A 21,279-nucleotide genomic window follows, 5' to 3' on the forward strand; every position below is an offset into this window, starting at 1 on the left:
TAAAGCCTAAAATAAATAAAAACACGGGGCATTGAACATTCAATCACCCCGCGTAAAAAATACGGTTGGCTTATTTTAGCATAAGCCAAACAAAAATTAACGATTCTGCCAGATGCTTAATGCACCCTTGCGAGTCGAAACATAGAGCTGGTTGTCAATTACGCGTAAATGACGCACTTCACCAGAGGTTTTGGCACGGCCAATAATCTGCCCTGTCGATGGATCCAGCAGGTGCAATACCCCGTCCAGATCACCTACGACAAGCTCAGTTCCGAGCATTACCGGATTGCTCAGCTGACGATTCAACAACTGATCATTTTCCCATAAAGGCTGGCCAGTGGTAATTTCATAAGCACTGATTTTACCATCGGTTTGGGCAACGAAGACGCCATTGCCAACCACTTCCGGACGCTGGATACTGCTGGCATCTTCACTCCAGATCACCTGTTGTGAAGCCAGATCAAATACAGTCACCTGACCTTGATAGCTGGTGGTCACAATAAACTGACCCGCTACTACTGGATCACCATCAATATCGATCAAACGCTGAATGTCCGAACGGCCATCCGAGATCGCAACACGGCGCTGCAATTTAGGCACACCACTTAAGGCATCAATTGCATAGATATAAGCATTTGAAGTCGCAATCAATACATTACGTGCATCTAAAGGCACCGGAGCCGCCATGCCACGCAGACTAAACTGGACATTCGGTAAATCGTAAGTCCAGACCTGAGCGCCTGAAGCCACTTCGTGGGCATATACAGTACCGTCATTAGTGACAGTAATTACACGACCTGCATGAATCAGTGAAGGTGTCAAGATGGCACCAGTCAATTGTGCAGTCCAGCGTTGTTCACCCGTCTGCTGGTCTAATGCAATCAATTGGCCTTTGTTGCTGCCAACCACCACAATCCCATCTGCGGCTTCAACGCCAGAGCTTAACGTATCTTTGCTAACTTTTTTCTGCCACAGGCGCTGCTTGCCATTAAAAGCAGTGACTTCACCCTTAGGATCGATCGCAAATACGACTCCGTTATCCGCATCCAGACGTAAACGTAGTGGATCAGCCTTCTCTGTTGAAGAAACACTGGTCGAAAATACAGGAACAAGTGTTTTAGTCTGACTGATTTTTGGAAGTGGATTCGGTTTTACTTCTGGTACTTTATTGGTCTTACCCGCACAGCCAGCGAGTGCAAGAGTTAAAACAGTTAAAGCACAGGTGATTTTATATGTTCTGTTCATTCAGCTTCTTCCACTTGTGTTTCTATAATTGGGCGTTCGATTTCCGGGTCATCGACCAACACGCCTACGCTTTCGAGCTTAATTTGTAAAATTTGACGTTCTTCTTTACGTTCAATCAAAGCATCCCATGCACTTTGATATACTTTTTTGGCATTTTCAATATCATTTTTGGCAACATAGATATCGCCACGTGCTTCATCAGCGGTTGCTTTAAATGCAGGTTCAGTCACTGCATCCAAAGTTTTCAGAGCTGCATCATATTTTTTCTGTGCTAATTGTGTATAAGCCAGACGCAATTTAACGACCTGAACCAGGCCTTTATCATCAACTTTAGAGTTTTCAACTTTTTGTAATGCTTTCTCAGCGGCAGCGTAATCCTGCTTGTCATAAGCCAGTTTCGCCATGACCAACTGGGTTTGAATCGCTTGAGCTGAATCTGGCGCTTCTTTGACAATCTTATCTGCAGTTTCAGACAGCTTAGCAAAAGCATCACCATCTGCAGCCTGTGCTTCATCCATCAGTTGCTGAACCTTGGCAGTCTGCATTTGCGATTCCGCCAGGTTTTTCTTCTGCCAATATTCCCATCCGAAAAAGGCAATCAGCGCAACCAGAATCCCGATAATGATCGAAGAACCATACTTCTTCGTGAAGGATTTTAAACTTTCAAGTTGTTCATCATCAGTCATTGCGCTCATGCGATTACCTTTTTCCTAATGTTTTATCGATTATTTTGAAGAAATTTTAGTACTGAAAAATGCGACAAAGTCAGCAAATGGCACAGTAGATTGCTCTGCAGTCGCCAGCTCTTTCACTGTAAAGCTTTGTGCTTCAAGTTCACGCTCACCGATAATGGCTGCATATAAAGCACCGGCCTGATCGGCTTTTTTCATTTGTGATTTCATTGAACCTTGAGAGCCGACTTTCAGGCGAATGTTACTGCCTGCAGCTTCCAATTGATCACGAATCTGTTCAGCCAATACCAGTGCTTTACCTTGAGAAGCAGGATCAGCAACCAGGAATACTTCGCAATCACGTACTGGCGTATTGTCTTCAACTTGTTCCAGTAGAAGCAATAATCGCTCCATCCCCATCGCGAAACCAACTGCAGGCACAGATTGATCCGCTTTGCCTTTCAATTGACCGACCAAGCCATCATAACGACCACCGGCACACACAGTACCTTGTGAACCTAAATGAGTCGTTGTCCATTCAAATACGGTTTTGTTGTAGTAGTCCAGACCACGTACCAGTTTCTGATTGATGACAAAGCTGATACCGGCATCTGACAAGTACTGTTGTAATTGGTTAAAGTGCGCCAGTGTTTCTTCACCCATAAAATCGTGAAGTTTTGGTGCATTTTCTAGGATGCTTTGAGTTTTGGCATCTTTCGAATCCAGAATACGCAGTGGATTAGTCGTCAGACGGCGTTGAGAATCTTCATCCAGATCCGCTTTATGTGCTTGTAAGAATTCAACCAATGCCGCGCGGTATGCTGCACGCTCGTCAGACTCGCCCAGTGTATTCAGTTCAAGTTGAACTTTGTCAGCCACGCCCATACGTTTCCATAGACGCGCTGTCATCAGGATCAGTTCTGCATCCTGATCAGGCGTTGCCACACCAAAGGTTTCTACACCAAACTGGTGGAACTGACGATAACGGCCTTTTTGCGGTTTTTCATAACGAAACATCGGTCCGATATACCAGACTTTGGGGGTCGCACCGCGAAGCAGGTTATGTTCCAGCATCGCACGTACACAGCCCGCTGTTCCTTCAGGACGTAAAGTCAGAGACTCAGGCGGATTACCTTTGTCCAGAAAGGTGTACATTTCTTTTTCAACGATATCTGTGGCATCACCGATCGAACGTTTAAACAGATTGGTCTGTTCAACCATCGGCAAACGGATTTGTTGATAGCCATAGGCATCCATCAGACCTGACAGATGCTGTTCAAGACGTCTCCAAGCTGGGGTTTGCGTTGGGAGAATGTCATTAAAACCTTTGATTGCGACGATTGAACTCATGATCTACTCAGAAAAACTTGTGCGAATAATTTCTTTTGATTTGGCTTCTTCAAGCTCGGAAACACGTTGACGAACCATTGATTCGATTTCATCAACCAGTTGATTGGTATCGATTAAATGACTCTTTTCGCCATTACGATACACTAGTGAGCGCGGACTTGCACCTACTACACCAATATCGGCTTCTTTGGCTTCGCCTGGACCATTCACTTTACAGCCAATCACAGACACATCCATCGGAACACGGACATCTTCCAGACGTTCTTCAAGGGTCTGCATTACTTTAATCACGTTAAATTCCTGACGTGAGCAGCTTGGGCAGGCAATGAAATTAATTCCGTTAGAACGAAGGCCCAGCGATTTCAGGATATCAAAACCAATCTTGATTTCTTCTTCAGGCTCAGCTGCCAGAGAAATACGCATTGTATCGCCAATGCCTTCCATCAGTAGACCGCCAAGAGCAATCGCTGATTTTACTGAACCGGTACGATACACACCCGCTTCAGTCACACCCAAGTGCAGTGGATTATCAATCTGTTTAGACAGCAGACGATAAGCATCCATAGTCAAAAACACGTTTGATGCTTTGACCGATACTTTGAATTCATGGAAATTCAGGCGATCCAGAATGTCGATATGACGCATCGCAGATTCCAGCAATGCTTCACCAGTTGGTTCGCCATATTTTTTCTGGATATCTTTTTCCAGTGAACCGGCATTCACACCAATCCGCATGGAAATGTCGTTGTGACGTGCTGCTGCCACGACTTCACGAATCTTGGCTTCTGAACCGATATTCCCCGGGTTAATACGCAGACAGTCTGCACCCAGATCAGCAACAGCCAGCGCAATTTTATAGTCGAAGTGAATATCTGCAACCAGTGGTACGTCAACTCGCTTACGGATTTCACCAAATGCAGCCGCTGCTTCCATACTCGGGACAGAAACACGCATGATGTCTGCGCCTGCATCCACACAACGCTGAATTTGTGCAACAGTTGCTGCGACATCACAGGTTTCAGTATTGGTCATTGACTGAACAGTGATCGGTGCATCACCACCGACATAGACAGAACCGACACGGATTTTACGTGTTGGACGGCGCTGAATTGGATTTACGATCATGATTTCGCCCTATCTGCTCACCATTAACGTGATAAACGGAAATCTGCTTTTCCGTTAACCGTATAAGGTGACAATGCAATACTTTCATTATTTAAACTGAGTGATACTGCGGTCGCATCATCCAGTCGGATCTGGAATGGCGCTTCACCGTTCAGCTCTAAAGTAGACGCCTGACGGCCAGTGGCCAGCACGTTACCGCCTGCATCTACAATATGCACAGAGGTCGGACGGCTAAAATCAAGCTTAAGCTGATCACCGGACATGGCAGCACCGGCATCCAGATTTAAAATTTCGACATCAGAAGAGGTGTCCGCAACTTCGGCACTATTCTCGCTGCTCTCTGACCAGTTCTGGATCATTGCGACCAGTGCACCCAAAATCAGTACTATAACCAGTGCAATCAGGCCACGCTTTAACCATTTGCGGTTACGATCACGCTTTGATCCTGGCAATTTACCCATGATCTTGATTGGAGAATCTTTCAGGGCATGCGTTGCGACCATACCGGTATCACTGGCATAAATTTCATCAAAACGCTGAATCAGGCTAGAAGCATCGACACCGAGATATTTGGCATAGGTGCGGTAATAGCCCTTGATAAAGGTTGCTTCAGGCAAGGATTTATAATCATCCTTTTCCAAGGCATTCAGGGTCTTTACCGGAATATTGAGTTCTTTGGCAACGTCTTCAAGCTCACGTTGCTGATTAATACGAATCTTGCGTAAGTACTCACCTGGACGCTGAACATTTCCTAACGCGTTTGGAGCTACGCTCGAATTATTCGAATCTGAATTAGGATTTACTTCCATACGGCCTCAGTACTGTACTGTAATTGCAAATAACGTTGGTATTCCGGGCTTTCAGGGAACAATGCACGTAATTGATTCACCAATACCTGCATGCCTAACTGATCGCCACTGGCACGCGCAGTGCGAATGCCAATCCAGAGCGCACGGGCACTCTGGTTTTTCTGCCCCACACCACGCACAAACTGTTCATACATTTGAGTCGCGGCCGGGAACTGCTGGTTCAGATAAAAAATTTCTGCCAACTCTAACATTGATATATACGAAGCGCGATTAGCCTGTAGTGCCTGTTTGAATGATTTTTCAGCATTCGCCAGATCACCCTGTTTCAGGTAAATTCGCCCCATATTTTCAAGGGCACGAAATCGCTGGTCATAACCTAAAGTTGCGCCGGCAATTTCGAACTGCTCGATCGCATCTTTATAGCGCTCAAGCTGATATAAATAGGTGCCATAGTTATTTCGTGCCTGGGCATTTTTGGGATCTGCCGAAATTGCACGCTTGAAATAACCTTCGGCTTTTTCAAGATTAGGTTTGCTGCCTTCCTGCTGAAGCAGCACGCCCATCATCATATTGGCTTGCGAATCACGCGGATTGGTTTCCAGTGCCTGATCCAGCGCACGTTTGGCTGAATCCAGATCACCGTTTTTAAGATATTCAACCGCCAACTGAGTACGAACCTTGGTGGCTTTTTCCGGATCCTTCTGACCCAGATCTGGTGTTTGACACGCAGTTAAAACCAAAGACCCACATACTACTGAAACCAAAGCAAGTTTAGATGTCAGATTACTCAATTGGCGACCTCTTGTTATCCTTGTGAGCGCATAATCTCATTGGACTGCGCAATTTTCTTTTTCCACTGTTCCGCACGACGGGTACGGTCAGCAACTTGTCCTACCAGTTGTCCACACGCAGCGTCGATATCATCACCACGTGTCTGACGAATCGTACACACAAAACCGGCATCAGACAAAGTTTTTTGGAAAGAAATAATCCGGTTACGGCTTGAACGGCCATATGGCGCATGCGGGAACGGGTTAAATGGAATCAGGTTAATCTTGCTTGGCAGATCTTTGAGCAGCTTGATCATCTGCTGGGCATGTTCAGGTTTGTCATTTACGCCATCCAGCATCACGTATTCGATGGTCACGTGCTTACGCGCACTTTCATTACCATCTTTAGTAATGTAACGCTGGCAGGCTGCAATAAGCTGCTCTAATGGATATTTTTTGTTGATTGGTACCAGCTCATTACGCAGCTCGTCATTGGTTGCGTGTAATGAAATCGCCAAAGCCACATCAATATCTTGGGCCAACTGGTCAATTTTCGGCACGACACCAGACGTTGAAAGCGTTACGCGGCGTTTAGACATGCCATAAGCAAAATCATCCAGCATAATGCGCATAGAATTTAATACAGCGTCATAGTTCAGGAGTGGCTCACCCATGCCCATCATCACCACGTTGGTCACTGAACGCTCACGCTCAGCCACAGGCACTTCTTCCATATAGGAATAGTTGGCCATCCACAACTGACCAATGATTTCAGCTTGAGTCAAGTCACGCTGGAAACCTTGCTTACCGGTTGAACAGAATGAACAGTCCAGAGCACAGCCCACTTGTGAAGAAATACACAGGGTCTTACGTGAGCCGGTTTTGTCTTCTGCCGGAATCAGGACCGTTTCAACCAAAGAGCCATCACCATCACCGACACGGAACACCCATTTACGGGTACCGTCTTTGGAATAGTTTTTATGCACCACTTCTGGTGCTTTAATTTCACAAATCTTTTCCAGTTTTTCACGCAGCTTGCCTGAGATATTGGTCATCTCGGCAAAATCAGTCACGAAATACTGATGAATCCATTTCATCACCTGACCGGCACGGAACTTCTTCTCGCCCATATCTTCGAAGAATTTTTCCATTTGCGGACGTGACATGCCTAGTAAGTTCACTTTTTCCACAGAATTTTGCTGTGCAGGAGTGGACGGAGATTGTTGCTGTGCATCAGAAACTGCTGATGTAGCGACCACTTCAGTACTCATGTGTATACCTAAACCATGTCTAAAGATGAAAGGAGAAGCTCAATATCTGAGCAAAGAATTATTCAGAGAATAAAAAAACCAGATAAGTATAATAACACTTATCTGGTTTGAATACTGCGTATTAACGAGTACGTGGAGCAATCTCAGTTTGCGCGAAGAAGTAGTTAATTTCGCGGTCAGCAGATGCTACAGAGTCAGAACCGTGAGCAGCGTTTTCATCGATGCTTACAGCGAAGTCTGCACGGATTGTACCGGGAGCAGCTTCTTTAGGGTTAGTCGCGCCAAGGATGTCACGGTGAGCAAGAACAGCGTTTTCGCCTTCAAGAACTGAAACAACAACTGGACCAGAAGTCATGAATGCAACTAGGTCACCGAAGAAACCACGTTCTTTGTGCTCAGCGTAGAAGCCTTCAGCTTCAGCTTGAGTCAGGTGTTTCATTTTAGTCGCAACGATTTTAAGACCTGCTTTTTCGAAACGAGCAAAGATGTCACCGATGTGGTTTTTAGCAACTGCGTCTGGTTTTACGATAGATAATGTACGTTCAATAGCCATGATTGGCTCCTTAAGTCAATTGTTGACATGAAAATTTGCCGCATTATACCGAATAATGGACTTTTTTCTGCCTTTAAACTGTAAAAAAATTGCTTTTTTCAATTGGCAATTAACGTGCTTCGTCAATCCATGCCATTTGAATGGCTTCCAGAAGCCCTTCGGTTGATTTGGTTGGATCGTCTTCAAAATCAGGAAGTGCACATACCCAGGCATGCAGGTCGGTAAAGCGAACCCATTGCGGATCCACGTCTGGATGCGCTTCATACAATTCAATCGCGATATCGAGGGTATCTGTCCAACGTAAACCCATGTCTATTCCTAAGCCTATTTACTGTGATGTAGTACTTTAGCAAATCTGCAAAATTCTGCGAGTCTTTGCCGGATCATCTCGTGATTTTTTACAACATGATATTAAAAAAAGGTGCCGTAAATACAATCATGGTGGCCACCAGTGCGCCCAATATGGCTCCTACCGCCACATCACTTGGATAATGCAAGCCTAAAACCATTCGGGAGATCGCGACTAGAATGGCAAATGGCAGCATCAAAAATAGTAAAAAAGGCACAATATAACCCAGCACAATGGTTACCATCACTGCATGCAAGGTATGTCCCGAAGGAAAACTAAAATGATCCAGCGGATGCTCACAGAGCCGAATCACCTGATGCACCTGATAAGGACGTGGACGTACTGTTTTGGTTTTTAGAAGTTTATAAATCAGGGTTCCGACCATACTGCCAAACACCAGATAAACAATCTGCAAGGTATACATCAGGCCCTGAATCAGCCAGACGGCAATGAGCATCAAATACCAGAATACGCCATTGCCCAACCGGCTAATGATTTTGAAAAAAGCTGCAATGCGTTCTGAATGTGAAAAATGATTAAGATAAATACAGCCTTTTAAATCAATTTCTAAAAATTTTAGTTTTGCATTCTGAAATTTCATTGTAGAGCTCTTATTGTTTTATGCCCTGTATTTCAGGTTTTGCACGACTGAAAAATAGAGCTTGTTCAAATTGACACATGAGATAATCGCTATTCACCTTTTTAGTTTGTTAATGTCTACATCCTTCTGTAATCGTTATAAATCGCTTAATTCAGACATCTAACAGATGAATTCTTGCCACTATCCCAACCTACTCAGCCAACCTATCCAATCATGTTGTACCTGTAAATCAGTACGTCCATGATCATTAGCGATCACTGCTCTACCGCTGGCCATCGCCTCCTGCACTATATTTTCAACCTTTCAATCCGACCTATCCCTGAACTGTTAATAGATGATTTATGTGTACTGATATTTATTGAAATAAGCCTGAACAAAACCTGAGAAGGATCGAATGTGCTTCGAGTATAGTGCAGTTATAGCGCCCAAGACTTTGGTGAAAATGTATCTGGAAGCCGCTTCTTGCCTTGCTCTTACTCAAAATTTGGTTATTTCAAAGCATTTAAAAGTTAATGAGATATAACTATCCATACTTTTGATTAAGTATGGGGTTCAGGTGTGACTGTTTTATGAATTGATTTATGGGAGCTTAGCATTTCTTACATTATCAAACTTGCTGATGCTTTATGTCTGTTCCATCTACCTTTTCAATTTCTTTACTATACTTATGCTCAACTAATAACCGATTAAATACCTGATCCATGCCAATGAATTCAACTTGTAAAATAGTTGCCATTTTTGAATATGATTTATTTTTTGAGATAACCTTTTATCTTCAAATCCCCAGTCAACCAACAAAGCTGCTCTAAGCAATAAAATTAAAATTAAAATTAAAATTAAAATTAAAATTAAAATTAAAATTAAAATTAAAATTAAAATTAAAACAGCTAACCACAAACTTAATGAAAGCCAACTACCCCACAATACATCACGATAAATAATTGTTTGGATTTGCTGCCATGAAGTTTTGGTATTTTTTAATTCGAATGCATATTGCTCAAACTCTTGATCACCTACTCCTACTTCAGTCCAAGCATAGATATGATTTTCTATATTAAAAATTCAGTTCGATCTTTCATCTTATCTTTTTATATTTATTTAAATTATTATTCGACTATATAAAAAAACCCACTCTAGTGAGTGGGTTTTCGCATTTAAATCAAATGATTCAAGAAATTAGTTTTTCTCTTTATCAACGATTTTGTTTGCTTGAATCCATGGCATCATCGCACGCAGTTTAGCACCAGTTTGTTCAATACCGTGTGCAGCGTTTTGACGACGACGAGCAGTCATAGATGGGTAGTTCAACGCACCTTCCTGGATGAACATCTTCGCGTATTCACCAGATTGGATACGTTTAAGCGCATTACGCATTGCTTCACGAGACTGTTCGTTGATTACTTCAACGCCAGTTACGTATTCGCCGTATTCAGCATTGTTAGATACTGAGTAGTTCATGTCAGCAATACCGCCTTCGAACATCAAGTCAACGATCAGTTTAAGTTCGTGTAAACATTCGAAGTAAGCCATTTCAGGTGCATAACCAGCTTCAACCAGAGTTTCAAAGCCCATTTTAACCAGTTCAACAGCACCACCACAAAGAACCGCTTGCTCACCGAACAGGTCAGTTTCAGTTTCTTCACGGAAAGAAGTTTCGATGATACCAGTACGACCACCACCTACACCTGAAGCGTAAGAAAGTGCAACATTACGAGCATTACCAGAAGCATCTTGGTGGATCGCGATTAAGTCAGGAACACCTGAACCACGTTGGTATTCAGAACGTACAGTGTGACCAGGAGCTTTAGGCGCAACCATGATTACGTCTAGGTCTTTACGTGGAACAACTTGGTTATAAAGAACAGAGAAACCGTGAGCAAATGCAAGAGTCGCGCCTTCTTTGATGTTTGGCTCGATCACGTCGCGGTAAAGTTGAGCTTGGAACTCATCTGGAGTCAAGATCATGACTACGTCAGCTTGAGCTACAGCAGCAGGAACTTCAGCAACTTTAAGACCAGCGTTTTCAGCTTTTTTCCAAGAAGTAGAATTCGCGCGTAGACCCACAGTTACGTCAACGCCAGAATCTTTAAGGTTAAGCGCGTGTGCGTGACCTTGTGAACCATAACCAATGATTGCTACTTTCTTAGATTGGATAATAGATAAGTCGCAGTCTTTATCGTAAAAAATTTGCATTGCTGTCTCCGCTTAAATGCTTGTGTGTCCGTTTCATCAGGCAATGATCCTTGATCACATTGCCTGAAGCCCCCTTCTTATTAGAATGAGGAAATAATTTAAAAAATTTAGATGGTTAGTACTTTTTCGCCGCGTGCGATACCTGATACGCCTGAACGCACCACTTCCAGAATCGTGTTTTCTGCTAATGCATCAATAAAACCGTCGATTTTTTCAGTCGTACCCGCGATTTGAATCGTGTAGGTTGTTGGCGTTACGTCAACCACCTGACCACGGAAAATATCGGTCGTACGTTTGATTTCATCACGGGTTGCACCTAAAGCTTTCACTTTGATCAGCATCAACTCACGTTCAATGTGCGCACCTTCAGACAGATCCACTACTTTAACCACTTCTACCAGCTTGTTCAGCTGTTTGGTGATCTGTTCGATCTTGTGATCATCACCATACGTGGTCAAAGTCAGACGTGAAAGTGTTGGGTCTTCAGTTGGCGCAACGTTCAATGTTTCAATGTTGTAGCCGCGTTGTGAGAATAAACCCACCAAGCGAGAAAGCGCGCCTGCTTCGTTTTCTACGAGTACAGAGATAATATGTCTCATTTCGTGCGCTCCCCTTTTGCTAACCACATATCCTGCATCGATTGACCCGCAACCAGCATTGGATATACGTGTTCTGTACGGTCAACCATTACGTTAATAAATACGCACTTATCATTGATCGCCATTGCTTCTTCAAGCTTAGACTCAAGCTCGTCTGCATGGTCAATCTGAATACCTACATGACCATAAGCTTCCATCAATTTTGCAAAGTCAGGTAAAGACTCTACATAAGAGCTAGAGTGACGGCCTTCGTAGTTCATGTCCTGCCACTGTTTCACCATACCTAGGGCACGGTTGTTCAGGCACAGGATTTTAACGTTCAAGCCGTATTGCTTACAGGTAGAAAGTTCCTGGATACACATCTGAATAGACGCTTCACCAGTAATACAAACCACTTGCTGATCCGGGAATGCAAGCTTAGCCGCCATTGCATATGGCAGACCTACACCCATAGTCCCTAGACCACCAGAGTTGATCCATTGACGAGGGCGTTTGTAGCGATAGTGCAACGCGCCGAACATCTGGTGCTGACCAACATCAGAGGTGATGATCGCTTCACCATTGGTGACTTTGTCTAAAGCACGAACCACTTGCTGCGGCTTCATAGAACCATCAGTCGGTACATCGAACTTCAAGCCATGAACCTGACGCCATTCATCAATCTGTTTCCACCATGCCGCAATCGCTTCAGGATTTGGCTTGGACACATTCATTTGCTTCAATTGATTCAGCATCTCGTTCAGTACAGGTTCTACTGCACCCACGATTGGAATGTGCGCCATGATAGTCTTAGAAATGGTCGCCGGATCGATGTCAATGTGAATAACTTTGGCATTCGGACAGAATTTCGCAGGATTATTGGTTACACGGTCATCGAAACGCGCGCCTACACACAGAATCACGTCTGCATTGTGCATGGTCATGTTTGCTTCGTAAGTTCCGTGCATACCCAACATGCCGATGAACTGTGGATCATCGCCCGGGAATGCGCCAAGACCCATCAAGGTATTGGTAACTGGGTAACCCAATAGATGTGCAAGCTCAGTTAATTGTGCTGAAGCATTGCCCTGAACCACGCCGCCGCCTGAGTAAATCACTGGGCGTTTCGCATGAATCAGTTCATCAATCGCTTTACGGATTTGACCTGAGTGACCACGGTATGGTGGTTGATACGAACGCATCTTCACTTTTTCAGGATATTCGTAAGCAAATTTCTCTGCTGGATTGGTTGCATCTTTAGGAATATCAACAACCACCGGACCTGGACGGCCAGATGACGCGATATAGAATGCTTTTTTGATAATTGAAGGAATTTCGCTGGCATGGCGAACCTGGAAGCTGTGCTTCACGATTGGGCGAGAAATACCGACCATATCAGTTTCTTGGAACGCATCCTCACCGATCAAATGGCTTGCGACCTGACCAGACAGGATCACCATTGGAATGGAATCCATATAAGCCGTTGCAATTGGAGTAACGGTATTGGTCGCGCCAGGGCCAGAAGTGACCAGCACAACACCAGTTTTACCTGTTACGCGTGAGTAAGCATCCGCCATATGACCGGCAGCTTGTTCGTGACGTACGAGGTAATGATTAATTTTGTCTTGTTGAAATAGCGCATCATAAATATGCAGTACTGCGCCGCCTGGATATCCAAAAACATGTTCAACGCCTTCATCCGCTAATGCGCGAACGAGCATTTCACCACCAGATAGAAGTTCCAACGTGATTCACCCTATATTATTCACTGCACAAATGGGAGGCATTTGCAGTGTTCATTCATTAACTGTCTGCACTGTTATAGCACACAAATTTCATAGTTTTCAAAGCAATAGGAATAAAAATCCGATCTACCTGCTGTTCGAGCAATACAAGATCTAAAACATGTTGGGGTAAACATATTTTGTTCGCTTTGTTCAATTTTTCGGCTAGAAAAATTGCCCATTGCATGACATGACACTTATTCGAAGGGTGATCGATCTAAGGCATATAAAACTATTGCTGCATTCTTGTGTTTTCAGCCTTTAAAGTCAAGTTTAAAAAACAGGCTATTATTGTTTATACGTCTAAAATTTGCTGCTTTTACAGACAATTTCGACTTTAACTCTGGGTTTTAGCTTTAAAATTTTAATTTAAATTAATAAATTTCATATACTTAAAACTTTAATTTTATAAATTTTTAATATGTCTTATATAAAAAAATTGAATGAATTTTTAAGAAATTCAATGCAACTGTTTATAAATAAATTTCTTTTTATATAAAATTACTCTTTTTAGGTCTCAGCTCAAAACATTAAGACCGCTACTGATCACAAAATTAATTGAATTAAAAATCATCTTATGGCAAAAAATTCTCTACAATAATAACCCTATTTAACCGCTTGAAATTTTCAGGACTTTTACTGATGAAAAGATCTTTCCTGACCGCATTAAGTTTTACCACTACGCTTGTTTTAGGTGTAGCGAGCAGCTCTGCTTTAGCGATTGAATATTATAAATGGGTCGATGCCAAAGGCGTGACTCACTACACCAAAACCCCGCCTCCTAAAAATGCCAAGCACAAAAGCAAAGTAGAAATCTATGGCTGGACCAATTCCGCACCTACCCCAGCAAGAACAACCAAAAATGAGAACCAGACCGAAACGGATAACTCAAACTCATCTGCACCTGTGCCTGCCGTTTCTGAAAATGAGCAGCAACAGCGTGAAGCCAATGAAGCTTTACAACGTGGTCAGTCTGAGCGTGTCGCCTTCTAATCATACTTGCCTGCCAATTTAGATTTTTCCTGCAGAATCCCATCCGCAAAATTCACTTTTAGGTGCTTTTTGCGCTATGCTGTGCCTTATATTTTTTTAACCGTTCTCTTGTATTACGTATATGACTACTCACATTGACTCAGAATATCAAGCCAGTGCGATTGAGCCTCAAGTCCAACAGGACTGGGAATCTCGCAAAGCCTTTAAAGTTGCCGACACTGTAGAAGGTCCACGTCGTTATATCCTCTCGATGTTCCCTTACCCAAGTGGCAAACTGCATATGGGTCATGTGCGTAACTATACGATTGGTGACGTGATCAGCCGCTTTCACCGTCTAAAAGGCGAAACTGTATTACAACCAATGGGTTGGGATGCTTTCGGTCTTCCTGCGGAAAACGCTGCCATTGCACACCAGGTCGCTCCTGCAAAATGGACTTTCGAAAATATTGATTACATGCGTAATCAGTTGAAGAAACTTGGCCTGTCTGTAGATTGGGATCGTGAATTCGCAACCTGCACACCAGAATACTATCGCTGGGAACAATGGCTATTCGTTCAGCTTTATAAAAAAGGTCTGATCTACCGTAAACTTTCCACTGTGAACTGGGACCCTGTAGACCAAACTGTACTTGCCAATGAACAAGTTGAAAATGGTCGCGGCTGGCGTTCAGGTGCATTGGTTGAAAAACGTGATATTCCAATGTACTACTTCCGCATCACTGATTATGCGCAAGAATTACTGGACGATCTTGAAACATTAAAAAACGGCTGGCCACAACAAGTCCTGACTATGCAACGTAACTGGATTGGTCGCTCACAAGGTATGGAAATCACCTTCCCTTCAGCGAATCCGGAAGTCTATGCAGACGGTTTAACTGTATTTACCACGCGTGCCGACACATTGATGGGTGTAACCTATGTTGCTGTGGCAGCAGAACATCCAATGGCACTGAAAGCTGCTGAAAACAATCCTGAATTGGCTGCATTTATCGAAGAATGCCGTATGGGTTCTGTGGCAGAAGCGGATCTTGCCACTGCTGAGAAGAAAGGCATGGCAACAGGTCTTTCTGTTAAGCATCCTGTCACTGGTGAAGAAGTTCCAGTTTGGATCGCAAACTATGTCTTAATGTCTTACGGTTCAGGTGCGGTGATGGCAGTGCCATCACACGATGAACGTGACTTCGAATTTGCCAATAAATACGGCTTAACGATTAAGCAAGTGATTGATGCCAAAGGCGCAGACGATAGCGACTTCTCTGCAACTGAATGGCAAGAATGGTACGGCTCTAAAGAAGGCAAATTGATCAATTCAGGCGAATTTGACGGTTTAGACTTCCAAGGCGCATTTGATGCCTTCCTTGCAAAATTAGAACCACAAGGTCTTGCGAACGTTAAAGTTCAATTCCGTCTACGTGACTGGGGTGTATCTCGTCAGCGTTATTGGGGTTGTCCAATTCCAATGATCAACTGTGATACTTGCGGTCAAGTGCCAGTGCCTGAAGATCAACTTCCTGTTGTACTTCCAACTGACGTAGTGCCAGACGGTTCAGGTAACCCACTGAACAAAATGCCTGAGTTCTATGAAACCAAATGTCCATGCTGTGGTGGCGACGCACGTCGTGAAACCGATACATTGGATACCTTCGTAGAATCATCTTGGTACTATGCACGTTATGCATCACCTGACTTCACTGGCGGTATGGTAAAACCTGAAGCGGGTCAAACTTGGCTTCCTGTCAACCAATACATCGGTGGTGTTGAACACGCAATTCTGCACTTGCTCTATGCACGCTTCTTCCACAAATTGATGCGTGATGAAGGTGTGGTACAAGGCAACGAACCGTTCACGAACTTGTTAACACAAGGTATGGTGCTTGCGGATACCTATTACCGCGAATCTGAGTCTGGTAAGAAAACATGGTTTAACCCTGCTGATATCGAACTTGAGCGTGACGAAAAAGGCCGTATCACGTCTGCAAAATACAAAGGTGATGGTCAAGACGTCATTGTTGGCGGTCAGGAAAAAATGTCGAAATCGAAAAATAACGGTATCGACCCGCAAGCGATTATTGACCAATACGGCGCAGATACTGCACGTGTGTTCATGATGTTTGCAGCGCCACCTGATCAATCACTTGAATGGTCTGATGCCGGTGTTGAAGGTGCAAACCGCTTCTTGAAACGTGTATGGCGTTTGGTAACAGGTTTCCTTGAAAAAGGTAATACTGCGACTGAATTCGATAAAGCTGCTCTTTCTACAGCTGCGCAAGATTTACGTCGTAAGACTCACGAAACCATCCAGAAAGTGGGTGATGATATTGAACGTCGTCACGCATTCAACACTGCGATTGCAGCAATGATGGAACTGTTAAATGCGAACAACAAGTTTGAAGCGAAAGATGACAATGACGTTGCTGTAGCACGTGAATCGATCACTACGCTTCTTACTTTATTGGCACCATTTGCACCACATTTAAGTCAGACTTTATTGGCTCAGTTTGGAATCGAGTTAACTCAAGCGCAGTTCCCACAAGTGGATGAATCTGCATTGACTCGTAACACCCAAACCATTGTGGTTCAGGTGAACGGTAAACTTCGTGGCAAATTAGAAGTGTCTGTCGATGCTTCTAAAGAAGATATTCTTGCACAAGCCAAAGCCTTGCCTGAAGTACAACAATTCTTGACGGGCCCAACCAAGAAAGAAATTGTGGTGCCGAATAAGTTAGTGAACTTGGTGGTTTAATTTAATCCCCCTAAATCCCCCTTTACAAAAGGGGGACTTCCCACTTCAAATAAAAAAATGAAGTCTCCTCCCTTTTTTAAAGGGAGGTCGGGAGGGATTAAATTAACCTCTCCCTAACCCTCTCCTTGTAGGAGAGGGAAATTTCTTCTCCCTTTGGGAGAAGGTTAGGATGAGAGAAAGGATTTCACAATTCCAAACAAAGCCCGTTGCCAGCCAACGGGCTTTGACTTTACAATCCGGTTCAGGATTTCAAATATTTCCCTGAGGGAAAAAGAGGATACTCATGCATTTAGGCAAACGTTTAGCAGCAATTGTTTTAACTTGTGGTCTAAGTGCAGGCCTCGTTGGCTGTGGCTTTCATTTAAAAGGAACCAATCCGAGTTCCGCACCTGTAGCTTACTCAGTCATGAGTCTGGCCCTGCCTGACAATACTGAAGATCTACAGGAAAAACTGGCTGTTTACCTGGGTGCTGCTGGAGTACAGCTGAGTAATGCACCTGATGCTTATGTCTTACGTGTCCTAGATTACACCCCTCGCCGTTTAGAATTGAATGGCAAACTGGTGGAAACCTTATTGCGCCTGAATATCACTTTCCGAATTGAAGATGCACAAGGCAATCCGGTGACTGAACCTCGTACAGTAATCGCAACCCGTACCTATCAATATGATATTGAAACCGTAAATACGGATGACCAGGAACAGAAATTCTTAAATCAGGTCCTGATTGATGATGTGGCCCAGCAGATTGCCCGTCAAATTTCTTCGAATCGTTTGCCACTGGCAAAACCAAAAACTTCGACTCAACCAGCCCAATAAGACGACCCAATGAAACTTGACTACCTCCAGGCATTAAAACGTGTCAATGAAGCTCGCGGTGCCTGGGTGTTGCATGGTCAGGAGCCTTTGCTGGAACAGAATCTGGTAGATGCCTTTCGTAACAGCTGGCAAAGCCGTGAAGTTGAACGCCAGCGTTATGATATTAGCTCTGCCGCCGACTGGAAAAATGTCTTCAATGCTTTAAACAGCCTGTCATTATTTTCTAGCCAATTGGCAATTGAAGTGCATGGCAATATCAAACCGGATGCCAGTGGTCTCAAACTATTAAAAAGCTATCTGCAACAGGACAGTGATAACCTGCTATTGGTGGTCATGCCGAAGCAAGATGCCAGCAGCCTGAAATCCAGCTTTTTCCAGACCATTGATGCCAATGGCGTAAATGTGTCACTGGTAGCGAATTACCCAAAGGATCGTCAACAGATCCTCGGGATTGAAGCGGAAAAACTGGGAATTAAGCTGGCCAATGACGCCTGGCAATGGCTGGAGCAGCATCATGAGCACAATTTGCTGGCTGCTAAAAACAGCCTGATGCGCGTAGCAGATACCTTTGCTGAAGTAGATATTATCCAGATTGACCATCTGTATGCCTGCTTGCAGGATCAGTCCCGTTACAGCACCTATGATCTGAGTGATGCCTTGCTGAATGGGAATTTGGCACAATCAATTAAGATCTTTCAGTATCTGATTGCCTCAGGTGAACCGATGAGCCTGATTTTGTGGAGTATCAGTAAAGAAATGCGTCTATTGATGCAATTATTTGAACAGCCACAAAATGCCTTACAAATCGGTATCTGGAAAACCAAAGTGAGCTTATATCAGCAAGCCTTGCGTCGTTTAAGTCCACAACGCTTTTTAAGCTGGCCTCAGCTTTTGATCCGGATCGATGCTGCAATCAAAGGGATGTCCAGAGAGAACCCTGAACATCTGATCTTGCAGGCCATTGCTGAAATGTGCGGTCAAAGCTTGTTTGCATCCTCGAGTGCCTAACTAAAGAAACGCGCAAACCAGCCTTTGCCTTTTTTCTTCTCCTGCGTTCGCAGGTAGCTCAGCATATTGTCCCGTACTGCTTCGACATAATCCTGATCATCGTGCTGAATATGGTTGATGAGCCATTTGGACAGAAGACGATACAAATCCTTTTCAATGGACTGACCTTGTTCAAACTTCAGGCGATAATCATTCAATTTTTTGACGAATAATTCATGTATGCCACGATGTGAAGGCAAATATTGATAACTCACCTGTTCCAGCAGGTTTTCCTCAAAGCTGAAATGTGACTGGGTATAGTCGATTAAATCGTCTAAAACCTCCCGGATTTTATCGCGATCTCCGGTACTTTTGACCTGCTCTAAAGCATTTATATAGTCCAGAATCTGGCGATGTTGATGATCAATCACCTCAATTCCAATATTGTAACTTTCATTCCATTCCATCTATGAACCTCATCAATTTTCTTAGTAAAGTCGTATTATTTTCCGCTCATTAAATGAGCATATTCTCTTAATAAATAAACCCATATTTTTTTTATGGAATTAAATATTATAAACTTTATTTGCCTAAATCTATATGTAAAACATAGATTTTTTAAATTTTAGTAGAACACATCGTTCGAAAAATTAGATTAAAAATGAAAGAGGTTGGCTTTAGCGCAGAATTATTTTTACAACAAATATCATTAAAAACTTCCATGATATTGAGCAGCATTATGGCGTATTTTTACCAGCAGTTTAGTGGCCAGGTTTTTGCATGCAGTATGTCTGAGAAGTACTTTATACTCCCATGAAGTTTTAATTAATTCATCATATGATCAATATTTTTCAGATAGCTAAATCGTATAAAATTTCACCTAAAAAAGATAACTCTAATAGGAGTAGTTCAATGAATCCCTTATATAAAATCAGGTTTTATCTTATATGCTTTTTTAAACCAGGCAGTGGAAAGTAGTTCTCATTTTAAATAAAAAAAATTCACGTTTTATCCTAATTTCGCTTTTATAATCAACTGTTATCCTACGACCCGAATCTGAATCCATATGCCAAAAATAAAACCTACGAAACTCATTATGGCGATTGTAATTGCCATCCTGGTGGCAGTCACTGCCTGGTATTTTCTGAAACCAAAAGAGCAGCAGCCACAATACATTACAGCCGAAGTGACCCAAGGGGATATTGAAAATTCGGTACTGGCAACTGGTGTACTTGAAGCCACCAAAATGGTCAGTGTCGGTGCCCAGGTTTCGGGTCAGGTTAAAAAAATGTATGTGCAACTCGGCGATCAGGTCAAACAAGGCCAGTTAATTGCCCGAATTGACTCTGTTCGTCAGGAAAATGATTTAAAGACTGCTGAAGCCAGCATTAAAAACCAGATGGCACAGCTTGCCGTGAAACAGGCCAACCTCGCCAAGGTGGAAGCCGAGTATAAGCGTCAGCAAGCCATGTATGCCCAAGATGCAACCTCGCGTTCAGAACTGGAATCTGCATTAGCTAGCTACAAAACCGCTCAGGCAGATATTACTGCGATTAATGCACAGATCGAACAGTCACGTTTAACTCTAGCCACTGCGAAAGAAGATCTCGGTTATACCCAAATTGTGGCGCCAATGGACGGAACCATCGTAGCGATCGTGACTGAAGAAGGTCAGACTGTAAACGCCAATCAAAGTGCACCAACGATTGTGAAACTGGCGCAGCTGGATACCATGACCATTAAGGCTGAAATTTCTGAAGCCGATGTCATGAAAGTTCAGGAAGGTCAAACAGTGTACTTCACTACTTTGGGGAATACTGACAAGAAAATTTACGCAAAACTTCGTCAGGTTGAACCTGCACCAAATTCAATTAATACCGAAACCAATACTTCAAGCTCGACTTCAGGTTCTGCAGTGTATTACAACGCCCTGTTTGATGTACCGAATGAAGATGGCAAGCTGCGTATTGATATGACGGCGCAAGTCTATATCGTGCTAGATGAAGCACGAAATGTACTGACTGTGCCGGCGGCTGCCATTCAAGGTTCAAACCGTCCACAACGTCCAAATCGTGGTGAAGGCTCTCGTGGTGCCGGTGACCCATCTGCACGTGGCGAAGGTCAGGATCAAGCCCGTGGCGATAGTAAACGTCCGGCAGGTGACCGCCCTCCTCGCTTAGAACTTTCTGATGCTGAACGTGCCCTGATTGAACAAGGCAAAGCTCAGCGTGCCATGGTTCGTGTATTGCAGGCAGACGGTACAGCAAAACCAACCCCCGTCCTGATTGGTCTGAATAACCGTGTTACTGCACAAGTGATCAAAGGCTTGAAACGTGGTGATCAGGTTGTGATTGCAGATGGCTCTGATACTTCTAATGACGGTGCTAAACGTGGCGGCAGTGGCCGTGGTCCTGGTGGCGCCGGCCCAATGAGAATGTAA

The 21,279-nt window shown here is 43.6% G+C and carries 19 protein-coding genes; 5 read left to right on the forward strand and 14 right to left on the reverse strand.

What is annotated here, in order from left to right; all coding sequences use genetic code 11:
• Positions 1-96 precede the first annotated feature (96 nt).
• The 13 genes from bamB to AC4MCC_RS12165 form a co-directional block, all read right to left on the reverse strand.
• Complete coding sequence (bamB, locus tag AC4MCC_RS12105) at positions 97-1,245, reverse strand: outer membrane protein assembly factor BamB (protein WP_491885364.1); 1,149 nt, start codon at positions 1,243-1,245, stop codon at positions 97-99.
• On the reverse strand, positions 1,242-1,940 hold the full coding sequence (locus AC4MCC_RS12110) for a YfgM family protein (RefSeq protein ID WP_491885365.1): 699 nt from the start codon (positions 1,938-1,940) through the stop codon (positions 1,242-1,244). The genes bamB and AC4MCC_RS12110 overlap by 4 nt, the downstream gene beginning before the upstream one ends.
• A gap of 30 nt (positions 1,941-1,970) precedes the next feature.
• On the reverse strand, positions 1,971-3,266 hold the full coding sequence (hisS, locus tag AC4MCC_RS12115; protein WP_125279599.1) for a histidine--tRNA ligase: 1,296 nt from the start codon (positions 3,264-3,266) through the stop codon (positions 1,971-1,973).
• 3 nt (positions 3,267-3,269) lie between these two features.
• Positions 3,270-4,391, reverse strand: a complete 1,122-nt coding sequence (gene ispG / locus AC4MCC_RS12120; protein WP_491876185.1) for a flavodoxin-dependent (E)-4-hydroxy-3-methylbut-2-enyl-diphosphate synthase — start codon at positions 4,389-4,391, stop codon at positions 3,270-3,272.
• A gap of 23 nt (positions 4,392-4,414) precedes the next feature.
• Positions 4,415-5,200 (reverse strand): RodZ domain-containing protein, encoded by a 786-nt coding sequence (locus AC4MCC_RS12125; RefSeq protein ID WP_419374815.1) that lies wholly within the window; start codon positions 5,198-5,200, stop codon positions 4,415-4,417.
• Positions 5,191-5,991, reverse strand: a complete 801-nt coding sequence (gene pilW / locus AC4MCC_RS12130) for a type IV pilus biogenesis/stability protein PilW (protein WP_004782101.1) — start codon at positions 5,989-5,991, stop codon at positions 5,191-5,193. The genes AC4MCC_RS12125 and pilW overlap by 10 nt, the downstream gene beginning before the upstream one ends.
• Positions 5,992-6,005: 14 nt before the next feature.
• Complete coding sequence (gene rlmN, locus AC4MCC_RS12135; RefSeq protein WP_005232136.1) at positions 6,006-7,241, reverse strand: dual-specificity RNA methyltransferase RlmN; 1,236 nt, start codon at positions 7,239-7,241, stop codon at positions 6,006-6,008.
• Between the two features lie 121 nt (positions 7,242-7,362).
• Positions 7,363-7,794, reverse strand: coding sequence for a nucleoside-diphosphate kinase (gene ndk, locus AC4MCC_RS12140; protein ID WP_004782097.1), 432 nt, complete (start codon positions 7,792-7,794; stop codon positions 7,363-7,365).
• 109 nt (positions 7,795-7,903) lie between these two features.
• A complete protein-coding gene (gene iscX, locus AC4MCC_RS12145; protein ID WP_005232138.1) occupies positions 7,904-8,104 on the reverse strand; it encodes a Fe-S cluster assembly protein IscX in 201 nt (66 codons plus the stop codon).
• 88 nt (positions 8,105-8,192) lie between these two features.
• Positions 8,193-8,744 carry a phosphatase PAP2 family protein gene (locus tag AC4MCC_RS12150; RefSeq protein ID WP_004782094.1) on the reverse strand — a complete coding sequence of 184 codons (552 nt, stop codon included), beginning with the start codon at positions 8,742-8,744 and terminating at the stop codon, positions 8,193-8,195.
• Between the two features lie 1,176 nt (positions 8,745-9,920).
• The gene (gene ilvC, locus AC4MCC_RS12155) at positions 9,921-10,937 is read right to left on the reverse strand and encodes a ketol-acid reductoisomerase (protein ID WP_005232140.1); all 1,017 of its coding nucleotides are present in this window, start codon (positions 10,935-10,937) and stop codon (positions 9,921-9,923) included.
• Positions 10,938-11,044: 107 nt separating this feature from the next.
• Entirely contained in the window at positions 11,045-11,536 is a 492-nt protein-coding gene (gene ilvN / locus AC4MCC_RS12160) for an acetolactate synthase small subunit (RefSeq protein WP_004782091.1), read from the reverse strand.
• Entirely contained in the window at positions 11,533-13,260 is a 1,728-nt protein-coding gene (locus tag AC4MCC_RS12165; RefSeq protein ID WP_004782089.1) for an acetolactate synthase 3 large subunit, read from the reverse strand. The genes ilvN and AC4MCC_RS12165 overlap by 4 nt, the downstream gene beginning before the upstream one ends.
• A 681-nt stretch (positions 13,261-13,941) precedes the next feature.
• On the opposite strand from AC4MCC_RS12165, the gene AC4MCC_RS12170 reads away from it, so the two are divergent.
• The 4 genes from AC4MCC_RS12170 to holA all read left to right on the forward strand — a co-directional run bounded on the left by AC4MCC_RS12170 (position 13,942) and on the right by holA (position 18,860).
• Positions 13,942-14,292, forward strand: a complete 351-nt coding sequence (locus AC4MCC_RS12170) for a DUF4124 domain-containing protein (protein ID WP_491885366.1) — start codon at positions 13,942-13,944, stop codon at positions 14,290-14,292.
• A 121-nt stretch (positions 14,293-14,413) separates the two neighbouring features.
• The gene (gene leuS / locus AC4MCC_RS12175; protein ID WP_491885367.1) at positions 14,414-17,035 is read left to right on the forward strand and encodes a leucine--tRNA ligase; all 2,622 of its coding nucleotides are present in this window, start codon (positions 14,414-14,416) and stop codon (positions 17,033-17,035) included.
• Between the two features lie 283 nt (positions 17,036-17,318).
• Complete coding sequence (locus AC4MCC_RS12180) at positions 17,319-17,852, forward strand: LPS-assembly lipoprotein LptE (protein ID WP_491885368.1); 534 nt, start codon at positions 17,319-17,321, stop codon at positions 17,850-17,852.
• Positions 17,853-17,861: 9 nt separating this feature from the next.
• Positions 17,862-18,860, forward strand: coding sequence for a DNA polymerase III subunit delta (gene holA, locus AC4MCC_RS12185; RefSeq protein ID WP_491885369.1), 999 nt, complete (start codon positions 17,862-17,864; stop codon positions 18,858-18,860).
• Here holA and AC4MCC_RS12190 read toward each other — a convergent pair.
• Positions 18,857-19,306 carry a bacteriohemerythrin gene (locus AC4MCC_RS12190; RefSeq protein WP_166136355.1) on the reverse strand — a complete coding sequence of 150 codons (450 nt, stop codon included), beginning with the start codon at positions 19,304-19,306 and terminating at the stop codon, positions 18,857-18,859. The two genes, holA and AC4MCC_RS12190, sit on opposite strands and share 4 nt — an antisense overlap.
• Positions 19,307-19,905: 599 nt before the next feature.
• On the opposite strand from AC4MCC_RS12190, the gene AC4MCC_RS12195 reads away from it, so the two are divergent.
• A complete protein-coding gene (locus tag AC4MCC_RS12195; RefSeq protein WP_419363620.1) occupies positions 19,906-21,279 on the forward strand; it encodes a MacA family efflux pump subunit in 1,374 nt (457 codons plus the stop codon).

It is taken from the genome of Acinetobacter sp. CAU_H_56, assembly GCF_058599425.1.

Excerpts from the sequence above, each read along its gene's own strand:
- bamB (WP_491885364.1), bottom strand. The coding sequence starts at position 1,245 with ATGAACAGAACATATAAAATCACCTGTGCTTTAACTGTTTTAACTCTT.
- AC4MCC_RS12110 (WP_491885365.1), bottom strand. The coding sequence starts at position 1,940 with ATGAGCGCAATGACTGATGATGAACAACTTGAAAGTTTAAAATCCTTC.
- hisS (WP_125279599.1), bottom strand. The coding sequence starts at position 3,266 with ATGAGTTCAATCGTCGCAATCAAAGGTTTTAATGACATTCTCCCAACG.
- ispG (WP_491876185.1), bottom strand. The coding sequence starts at position 4,391 with ATGATCGTAAATCCAATTCAGCGCCGTCCAACACGTAAAATCCGTGTC.
- AC4MCC_RS12125 (WP_419374815.1), bottom strand. The coding sequence starts at position 5,200 with ATGGAAGTAAATCCTAATTCAGATTCGAATAATTCGAGCGTAGCTCCA.
- rlmN (WP_005232136.1), bottom strand. The coding sequence starts at position 7,241 with ATGAGTACTGAAGTGGTCGCTACATCAGCAGTTTCTGATGCACAGCAA.
- ndk (WP_004782097.1), bottom strand. The coding sequence starts at position 7,794 with ATGGCTATTGAACGTACATTATCTATCGTAAAACCAGACGCAGTTGCT.
- iscX (WP_005232138.1), bottom strand. The coding sequence starts at position 8,104 with ATGGGTTTACGTTGGACAGATACCCTCGATATCGCGATTGAATTGTAT.
- AC4MCC_RS12150 (WP_004782094.1), bottom strand. The coding sequence starts at position 8,744 with ATGAAATTTCAGAATGCAAAACTAAAATTTTTAGAAATTGATTTAAAA.
- ilvC (WP_005232140.1), bottom strand. The coding sequence starts at position 10,937 with ATGCAAATTTTTTACGATAAAGACTGCGACTTATCTATTATCCAATCT.
- ilvN (WP_004782091.1), bottom strand. The coding sequence starts at position 11,536 with ATGAGACATATTATCTCTGTACTCGTAGAAAACGAAGCAGGCGCGCTT.
- AC4MCC_RS12170 (WP_491885366.1), top strand. The coding sequence starts at position 13,942 with ATGAAAAGATCTTTCCTGACCGCATTAAGTTTTACCACTACGCTTGTT.
- leuS (WP_491885367.1), top strand. The coding sequence starts at position 14,414 with ATGACTACTCACATTGACTCAGAATATCAAGCCAGTGCGATTGAGCCT.
- AC4MCC_RS12180 (WP_491885368.1), top strand. The coding sequence starts at position 17,319 with ATGCATTTAGGCAAACGTTTAGCAGCAATTGTTTTAACTTGTGGTCTA.
- holA (WP_491885369.1), top strand. The coding sequence starts at position 17,862 with ATGAAACTTGACTACCTCCAGGCATTAAAACGTGTCAATGAAGCTCGC.
- AC4MCC_RS12190 (WP_166136355.1), bottom strand. The coding sequence starts at position 19,306 with ATGGAATGGAATGAAAGTTACAATATTGGAATTGAGGTGATTGATCAT.
- AC4MCC_RS12195 (WP_419363620.1), top strand. The coding sequence starts at position 19,906 with ATGCCAAAAATAAAACCTACGAAACTCATTATGGCGATTGTAATTGCC.